Here is a 9,830-nt window from a genome sequence, read left to right on the forward strand (position 1 = left end):
CCGACCCCGACTCAGGTGCTGAGCGCCGAGTCGATCGCCAAGAACGCGCAGCCCAACGTCTTCACGACCGTCGCGCAATTGCCCTCGCTCCAGGGCAGCACGGGCGCCACCGTCGGCGCCAACGGCACCTCGACCGGCGTGCAGGGGCTGAGCGCGCTCAGTCTTCGCGGCCTTCAGCCGATCCGCACGCTCACCCTGATCGATGGCCAGCGGGTCGTCGGCGCGAACGTCACCGGCGTCGCCGATGTCAGCCTGTTCCCGCAATTGCTGATCGAGCGGGTCGACGTCGTGACCGGGGGCGCCTCCGCCTCCTACGGCTCCGACGCGGTCGGCGGCGTGGTCAATTTCGTGACCAACACCCGCTTCACCGGCTTCAAGGCCAATCTCCAGTCGGGCATCAGCACCTACGGCGATGACGGCAACTACACGGTCCAGGCCGCGGTCGGGAAGTCGCTGTTCAACGACCGGCTGCATCTCATCGGCAGCGGCGAATACAGCCACGAGGACGGGATCGGATCGGCCGGCTTCGGCGTCGGATCGAATCCCGACGGCAGCGGTCCGGGCGGGCGCAACTGGCTGGTCTCGCGCAACCTGATCAACCGCGGCATCACCAATGACGGCGGCCCGCAATATCTCGATCGCAGCTTCACCCAGGCGAACAACACGGCGCTCTACGGCCTGATCACCGCCGGCCCGCTCCAGGGCACTGCGTTCGACGTGAACGGCAATCCGCGGCAGTTCGAATATGGCTCGAACGGCGTGCCGCTGAAGGATGCGAACGGCAACGTGCTCGGCTGCTACAATGGCGTGTGCGAAGGCGGCGACCGGTCGGGCAACGTGACCAACGCCAATTCGCTCAAGTCGACGATCACGCGGCTCAGCGGCTATGGCCGGATCGGCTTCGACATCGATCCCGACAATGAACTCTACACCACCGTCAACGTCGCCCGGGTGACGACGGGCAACATTCCCAATGTCGGATCCGCGCAGTTCGGCAACCTGACGCTGCAATGCGCCAACCCCTATGTCCCTACCTCGGTCCAGGAGGCCTGCGCGGCGAACGGGATCACCCAGTTCCGCTACGGCGTCGACAACGCGATCTTCCCCGACTCGATCAGCGTCCGTACCGAGCGCGAGCAATATCGCTTCGTCGCCGGCGCGAAGGGCAAGATCCAGGCGTTCGGCGGCGACTGGCGCTATGATGCCTATTATCAGCACGGCACGGGCATCACCGACATCACCGTCCGCGATATCCCGCTGATGCCGCGCTACAATGCCGCGATCCAGGCGGTCCGCGCGCCCGATGGCAGCATCACCTGTGCCAATCCCGCCGCTGTCGCCAGCGGCTGTGTCCCGCTCAACATCATCGGCGGCCAGACGCCCAGCGCCGCGGCGCTCGCCTATATCCTTCCGGGCAACGGACCGTACCAGCATACGCGCCAGACCCAGGACGTCGCGAGCTTCTCCGTCAGCGGCGAGCCGCTGCAGCTGCCAGCCGGCGCACTGTCGGTCGCGTTCGGCAGCGAATATCGGCATGAATTCTATCAGGTGAATGCCGATCCTTACGGCAACGGCGTCGTGACCAGCGGCGCGTACGATGCGCAATACCCCAGCGACCCGCTGCTGAACCCGCAGGGCGGCAACTGGTATGCGGGCAATTACCGCGACGGCCGCGGCGCCTATAGCGTCTATGAATCCTTCCTCGAGGTGAATGCCCCGCTGTTCAACTCGGACGGGGTCGGCAAGGCGAACCTCAATGCCGCCGGGCGCGCGACCAACTACAGCACGTCGGGGACGGTCTATACGTGGAAGGTCGGCGCGACCTGGGACACGCCGGTCGACGGCATCCGCTTCCGCGGCGTGACCTCGCGCGATATCCGCGCGCCCAATCTGAGCGAGCTCTTCGCCGCGCCGGTCACGAGCAATCGCACCGGCACGACCGATCCGTTCAATCCGGGTCGTACGCTCACCGTGCTCCAGACGACCACGGGGAACACCGCGCTGCGCCCCGAAGTCGCGCGCAATACCGAATTCGGCGTGATCCTGTCGCGTCCGTCCTGGGCGCCGCGGCTGAACATCTCGGTCGATTACTACCGCATCAAGATCAAGAGCGCGATCGCGGCGCTCGATGCGCAGACCCAGATCAACCTCTGCTTCGCCGGCGTGACCTTCACCTGCAACAGCTTCGACATCAGCGATCCGAACAACGCCTCGGTCACCGTCCAGCCGTTCAACTTCGCGTCGATCTTCACCGACGGCTTCGACATCGAGGCGAGCTACCAGGTTCCGTTGTCGGGCATCGGGCTGCCCGGCCAGGCGTCGCTGCGCGGTCTGGCGACGCATGTGAAGAACTTCGTCTCGGATCGCGGTCTGCCCAACACGATCCCCATTCAGGGTGCGGGCGTGAATCTGGGGCAGGGTGCGACGCCGAGCTGGAAGGTTCTCGCGGTCCAGGACTGGACGACCGACCTCTTCAGCATGACGCTGCAGGAGCGGTGGATCAGCGCGGGCGTGATCAGCAACGAATATATCGTCTGCCAGACCAACTGCCCGGTCTCGACGATCGATCACCCGACGATCGATCGCAATCACCTCGATAGCGCCTTCTACGTCGACATCAGCGCCTCGTACAAATTCACCGACGCGGTGCAGGGCTATGTCAAGGTGGACAACATGTTCAACAAGGACGCCGCCACCGTCCCCAGCGATATCACCAACCCCGGTCTCTACGACGTCGTCGGACGCGCGTTTCGGGTCGGCATGCGCGCGAACTTCTGATGACCCCGGCCCGGTATGCCGTTGAGCATGACCGGGTCGGTCATCGGATCCGATTAACTGGGGAAAGCCGATGCTGCCGTTCCTGCTGATGGCCGCCGATATCCAGGCGCCTGATCTTCAAGCGACGCCACCCGCCGTCGAGACGGCGATCGCGGCGATGACGCTGGAGGAGAAGGCCGCGCAGCTCGGCAGCAGCGCGCCGGCGCTGCCCAGGCTCGATCTGCCCGCATATGATTACTGGAGCGAGGGGCTGCACGGCCTCGCGCGCAACGGGATCGCGACCGTCTTTCCACAGGCGATCGGTCTGGCGGCGAGCTGGGATACCGCGCTGCTCGATCAGGTCGGCACGGTCGTCTCGACCGAGGCGCGGGCGAAGTACAACGGCGTGCGCTCGACGCGCGACCGGCGGCGTTTCGCGGGGCTGCACATCTGGTCGCCCAACCTGAACATCTTCCGCGATCCGCGCTGGGGGCGGGGGCAGGAGACCTATGGCGAGGATCCCTATCTGACGGGCAAGCTGGGCGTCGCGTTCGTTCGCGGCATCCAGGGGCCCGATGCCGCGCATCCCAGGGCGATCGCGACGCCGAAGCATTTCGCGGCGCATTCGGGGCCGGAGGCGGGGCGCAACAGCTTCGACGCGGATATCTCCCCGCGCGACATGGCCGGGACCTATACGCCGGCCTTCCGCATGGCGGTGACCGAAGGCCGCGCGCGGTCGATCATGTGCGCCTATAACTCGCTTCACGGCGTACCCGCCTGTGCGTCGTCCGCGTTGCTGACCGACCGCGCGCGCGGCGACTGGGGGTTCGACGGCATGGTCGTATCGGACTGCGATGCGGTCGGCTATATCTCCGTTTTCCATTATTACCGCCCCGATCTGCCCTCGGCGGCCGCGGCGGCGCTGCAGGCGGGCACCGATCTCGATTGCGGGCCGAGCTATGATGCGCTGCCCGCCGCGGTTCGCAAGGGTCTAGTACCCGAAGCCGCGATCGACACGTCGCTGCGTCGTGTGCTCGCGTCGCGCGCGGCGCTCGGCATCGCCTTTGGCCAGCGCAGCCCCTGGACGCGCATCGCGCCGTCGCAGGTCGACACGCCCGCGCACCGCGCGCTCGCGCAGACCGCGGCGGAAAAGTCGCTGGTGCTGCTCACCAACAAGGACCGGCTGCCGCTCAAGCCCGGGACCCGGATCGCGGTGATCGGGCCCAATGCCGACTCGCTCGACGTGCTCGAGGCGAATTATCACGGCACCGCCAGCGCGCCGGTCACGCCGTTGCAGGGCATTCGCGCGCGTTTCGGCGCCGATCGCGTCACCTATGCGCAGGGCAGCGGGCTGGCGGCGGGCGTCGCCTTGCCCGTCCCCGAAACCGCCCTGTCCGCGAATGGCAGGCCGGGGCTGACAGGCGAGTATTTCAGCGACGGCGCGATGACCCGGCGGGTCGCGACCCGGCAGGACCGCACGATCGACTTCGACTGGGATCGCGCACCGCCCGTTCCAGGATTGTCGGGCAAAGGCTACGGCGTCCGCTGGACCGGGCAACTGACGCCGCCGGGCCCCGGCCGCTACCGGCTGCGGCTCGACGTCCCCCGCTGCTTCGACTGCGAAGGCCATGATCCGGTTAAGCTGTGGCTCGACGGCAAGCCGCTGATCACCGACGACGGCAGCGATAGCGCAGTCGAGGCGGAGGTCACCGTCACCGACGCCAAACCGCACGACCTCCGCATCGACTATGTGCACGCAAGCGAGGATGGCGGGATCGGCCTGCGCTGGGTCGCGCCGATCGACGCGCAGCGCGGCGAGGCGCTCGCCGCCGCCGGCGCTGCGGATGTGGTCGTGGTGTTCACCGGCCTGTCGCCGACGCTCGAGGGCGAGGCGCTGCGGCTCGACGTGCCGGGCTTCCTCGGCGGCGACCGCACCGCGATCGAACTGCCCGAGCCGCAGCGCGCGCTTCTGGAAACGCTCGCCACCGCCGGGAAGCCGATCGTGGTCGTGCAGCTGACCGGCTCCGCGATCGCCGATCCGTGGAGCAGGGACCATGCCGATGCGGTCGTCGCCGCCTGGTATCCGGGCCAGTCCGGCGGGACCGCTATCGCGCGGATGCTGGCGGGCGATATCAATCCGGGCGGGCGTCTGCCGGTGACGGTCTATGCCACGACGCGCGATCTGCCGGCCTATATCGATTACAGCATGAAGAACCGGACCTACCGTTTCTTCAGCGGTACGCCGCTCTACCCGTTCGGCCACGGCCTCAGCTACACGCGCTTCGCCTACGCCCCCAGGACGGCACCTTCAGCGAGTGTGACCGCGGGACAGCCGCTGGCGGTCAGCGTCACCGTGACCAACACCGGCAAGCTCGCCGGGGACGAGGTGGTCCAGGCCTATCTCGCACCCGTCGACGCGCAGGAACAGGGGCGGACGATTCCCGTGCTGCAACGCCAGCTCGTCGGGTTCCGCCGGATCCCGCTGCGCGCCGGCGAAGTCCGCACCGTCGACTTCGCCATCGACCCGCGCAGCCTCGGCATGGTCGAGCATGACGGCACGCATGCCGTCGTGCCGGGCCGCTACCGGCTGTTCGTCGGCGGCGGGCAGCCCGGGGACGCGGCGGGGATCTGGACGGACGTGACGATCACCGGGACGCGGACCGTGCTGCCGAAATAACGCGAACGACACCCAAGGGGAGCCTGCGAGATGAGTGCCATCAGGATCTATACGGCGTCGCTGTGCGCCGGCGTCGCCCCCATGCAGGGGCCGGCGCAGGCGGCGGCACAGCAGGTCGACTGGCCGTCGTCGCGGATCGCGCACCCGAAGCGGGCGGCGATCGGGCCGTATAACGCGGTGTTCCTCGCCGGATCCGACGGTCTCGAACGTCCGGTACAGGGCTATGCCGCCGACGAGGCACTGCCGCCGATGCCGCAATGGACGATGCGCGCATGGATCAACCCGACGCTGCTGCCCAAGGGGCGCGTGCCGGTCGCGGCGATCGGCAAACCCGCCGGCGCGGCCGCACGGATGTTCGCGCTCGACGATGGCAAGCCCGTTTTCCAGATGGGCGCGACGACGCTCCGCGCCACTGCGGCGATCACCCGCGAGTCCTGGCACCTGCTGACCGCGACCGCGGATGCGGGGCGGGTGCGCTTCTTCGTCGACGGGCGGCTCGTCGGCACCGCCACCGCCGCGGCGATGCCGCCGGCCACCGGTGTCGTCGCGCTCGGACCGCGCCTGCCTGGTCAGCCCGGGTTTGCGGGGCGGATCGCCGCGTTCGCGCTCGATCCCATGCTGCTCGCCGCACCCGCGATCGCGTCGCTCGCCCGGCGTCAGCCCGACGCGGCGCTGATCCGGTTCGAGGATGCCAGCCCGTCCTGGCCGCTGCAGGTCAAGACGCAATATGGCCTGACCGCCCCGCAACCGGCCTGGGAACTCCCGACCGGCAAGGCGCCCTTTTCGAAACCCGTCGCAAGCCCCGTATCGACCGCCCCCGCACTCGCACCGACGCGCGAGGGGCATTATGCCGTCAATGCCTGGCGCCTGGTCGCGGCGCCGACCGTCGAAGTGAACGGGGCCGCGATCTCGCAGCCGGGGTTCGATGCCCGCTCGTGGTATGCCGCGACCGTGCCGGGCACGGTGCTGACGACGCTCGTCGATCGCGGCGTCTATCCCGATCCGACGATCGGCCTGAACAACATGGCGATCCCCGAAAGCCTGTCGCGGCAATCCTGGTGGTATCGCAGCGAATTCACGCTGCCCGCGACCCCGGCCAAGCGGCTGACGCTGACGTTCGACGGCGTCAACTATGCGGCGCAGGTGTGGGTCAACGGCACCGCGATCGGCGACGTGAAGGGCGCGTTTATCCGCGGGCGGTTCGACGTGACCGACCGGCTCCGGCCCGGGCAGCGCAACAGCATCGCGGTGCTCGTCGCGCCGCCGCCGCATCCCGGCATCGCGCACGAACAGTCGCTCGCCGGCGGGCGCGGCGACAATGGCGGCGCGTTGATGAGCGACGGTCCGACCTTCGGCGCGAGCGAGGGGTGGGACTGGATCCCCGGCGTGCGCGATCGCAACACCGGGCTGTGGCAGGGTGTAGATCTCGCCGCGACCGGGTTCGTGACGATCGGCGATCCGGCGGTCTCGACCCGCCTGCCGCGGCCCGACAATGCGGTCGCCGAGGTCTCGATCGAGGTCCCGGTGACGAACCACGGCACCGCGCCGGCCTCGGCGACCGTGCGTGCGGCGTTCGACGATGTCGCGGTTGAACAGCGTGTGACGCTTCCGCCCGGTGCCAGCCAGGTCGTGCGCTTCACCCCGAGCAGCTTCCCGCAACTCGCGGTGCAGAAGCCGAAACTCTGGTGGCCCAACGGCTATGGCGACCCGGCGCTGCACCGGCTCGATCTGACGGTGGTGAGCGACCGGGTCGTGTCCGACCGCCGCAGTCTTGATTTCGGGATGCGCAGCGTGACGTATGAGCTGTCGTCGCTCGACACCGCGGGGGCGCTGCGGCGTGTGCTGGTCGATACCGCGCTCGCGCATGATCTCGGCACGCCGGTGATCGACGAACGTCACCCGGCGCTGCGCAAGGTCCGCGGCGGCTGGGCGAATTCGCTGATGCCGGGGGCGGAGACATCGCCTGCGGTCACTGCATTGCCCGACGATCCGCTGTCGCCGCAGATGGTGCTGCGCGTCAACGGCGTCCGCATCGCCGCGCGCGGCGGCAACTGGGGCATGGACGACATGATGAAGCGGGTCGGCACCGACCGGCTGACCCCCTATTTCCGGCTCCACCGCGAGGCGGGGATGAACATCATCCGCAACTGGATGGGGCAGAGCACCGAAGAGGCATTCTACGCGCTCGCCGACCGCCACGGGCTGATGGTGCTCAACGACTTCTGGGAATCGACGCAGGACAATGACGCGGAGGCGCAGGACGTGCCGCTGTTCGTCGCCAATGCGCGTGACGTGGTGCGGCGCTATCGCACCCACCCGTCGATCATCCTCTGGTTCGGCCGCAACGAAGGTGTGCCGCAACCGATCCTGCAGACCGCGCTGCAGGACATGGTCTGGCAGGAGGACGGCACCCGGCTTTACAAGGGCAATTCGCGCGTCATCAATCTCGGCGGATCGGGGCCCTATGAATGGCACCCGCCGGAGGATTATTTCACCGGCTATCCGCACGGCTTCGCGATCGAGGTCGGCACGGCGAGCTTTCCGACGCTGGAATCGTGGCAGCGCACCGTCCCCGTCGAGGATCGCTGGCCGATCAGCGACACCTGGGTCTATCACGACTGGCATCAGGAACGCGGCGTCTCGATGGCGAGCTTCGTGCGCGCGATGGACACCGAATTCGGTCCGGCCCGCGATCTCGCCGATTTCGAGCGCAAGGCGCAGATGCTCAACTACGAGTCGCACCGCGCGATCTTCGAAGGGTTCAATGCCGGGCTGTGGACCACCAACAGCGCCCGGATGCTGTGGATGACGCACCCTGCCTGGCCCTCGAGCGATTTCCAGATCTACTCGTCGGACTATGACACGCACGCCGCGTTCTACGGCACCAAGAGGGGGGCGGAGCCGGTTCATATCCAGATGAACCAGCCGGGCCGTCAGGTGGTGATGGTCAACACCACGCGCCGGCCGCTGACCGGCGTCAGGGCAACCGCGCGGGTTACCGATCTGACCGGCGCGACCGTCGCGACCCACGCGCAGACCGTCGACCTGCCCGCCAACGCCACGGTCGCGCTCTTCCCGCTGGCGCTCGATGCGGCGCTGGCGAAGGGGCCAGTGCTGGTCCGGCTCGACGCGTCCGCCGCCGACGGGAGCCGCGTGTCGGAGAATTTCTACTGGCAGGCGGCGAACCCCGCGGATCTGCGCGCGCTGTCGGCGATGCCACAGGCCACGCTCCGGGCTGACGTGGCGGCAGCGGCGGCGGCGGCGGGCGAACGCTCGCTCCGGGTCACGCTGTCCAATCGGGGCACGACACCCGCGTTGCAGACCAAGCTGACGCTGTTCGACGGCAAGGGCGTGCAGATCCTGCCAGCCTATTTCAGCGACAATTACGTCTCGCTGCTGCCCGGAGAGACGCGTGACGTCACCGTCTCCTATCCGGGCGACCGCGGCGTCGCCACGGTGCGGCTGCGCGGGTGGAACAGCCCCGCGACGACGATCGGGGGCAGATAGGCTAGACGACCAGCGACAGCAGTAGCGTCAGCGCCAGCCCGACCACCGAGATCAGCGTTTCGCACACGGTCCAGCTACGGATCGTGTCGGCGACGCTCAGCCCGAAATACTCCTTCACCAGCCAGAAGCCGCCATCGTTGACGTGGCTGAGAATCACCGATCCCGCACCGGTCGCGAGCACCAGCAGCTCGGGCCGGATCCCGGGATTGGCCGCGGCCAGCGGCGCGATGATCCCCGCGGCGGTCGCCATCGACACCGTCGCCGACCCGGTCGCCACGCGCATCAGCGCCGCGATCAGCCAGGCGAGCAGCACGATCGGCATGTGGACGCTGGTCGCTGCGGCGACGATCGCGTCGGATACGCCGCTGTCGATCAGGACGCGGCCGAATCCTGCGCCCACGCCGACCACCAGCGTGATCATCGCGGTCGGCGCGAGGCAGTCGTTGGTGAACTTCTGGATCGTCCCGAGGTTCATCCCGCGCGCGAGCCCCAGCGTCCAGTAGCTGACGAGCACCGCGGCGAGCAGCGCGACGACCGGCGTGCCGACGAAGCGGAGGATGCCGTCGAGCCGCGATCCGGGCAGCGCGATCATCGTCGCGAGGCTGCCGGCGAGCATCAGCACGACGGGCAGCAGCAATGTCGCAAGCGTGATGCCGAAGCCGGGCAGGCTCCGTGTGTCCTCGGCCTCGACGACCGCGGCGGGGGCGATCGGCTGCGGTGCGAGATGCCGGATCACCAGCCGGCCATAAAGCGGTCCGGCGATCGCGGCGGTCGGGATGCCGACGATCAACGCGAACAGCACGGTAAGCCCGACATCCGCATTATACGCCTGCGTCGCCAGCAACGCCGCCGGATGCGGCGGGACCATCGCATGCACCACCGACAGCCC

General features: G+C 68.4%; 4 protein-coding genes. 3 read left to right on the top strand and 1 reads right to left on the bottom strand.

What is annotated here, in order from left to right; genetic code table 11:
- The 3 genes from sphsw_RS08080 to sphsw_RS08090 form a co-directional block, all read left to right on the top strand.
- On the top strand, positions 1-2,778 hold a 2,778-nt coding region (locus tag sphsw_RS08080; protein ID WP_042466822.1), incomplete at its 5' end, for a TonB-dependent receptor plug domain-containing protein.
- A gap of 70 nt (positions 2,779-2,848) precedes the next feature.
- Complete coding sequence (locus sphsw_RS08085) at positions 2,849-5,434, top strand: glycoside hydrolase family 3 protein (protein WP_031440159.1); 2,586 nt, start codon at positions 2,849-2,851, stop codon at positions 5,432-5,434.
- 30 nt (positions 5,435-5,464) lie between these two features.
- Complete coding sequence (locus sphsw_RS08090; protein ID WP_042466823.1) at positions 5,465-8,941, top strand: glycosyl hydrolase 2 galactose-binding domain-containing protein; 3,477 nt, start codon at positions 5,465-5,467, stop codon at positions 8,939-8,941.
- A 1-nt stretch (position 8,942) separates the two neighbouring features.
- On the opposite strand, the gene sphsw_RS18770 is transcribed toward sphsw_RS08090, so the two are convergent.
- Positions 8,943-9,830, bottom strand: an 888-nt coding sequence (locus sphsw_RS18770) for a GntT/GntP/DsdX family permease (protein ID WP_042466825.1), incomplete at its 5' end; no start/stop codon positions are given.

Origin of the sequence: Sphingomonas sp. FUKUSWIS1, from assembly GCF_000733135.1 — a bacterium.
In the GTDB taxonomy this organism is placed as follows: Bacteria; Pseudomonadota; Alphaproteobacteria; order Sphingomonadales; family Sphingomonadaceae; genus Sphingomonas; species Sphingomonas aerolata.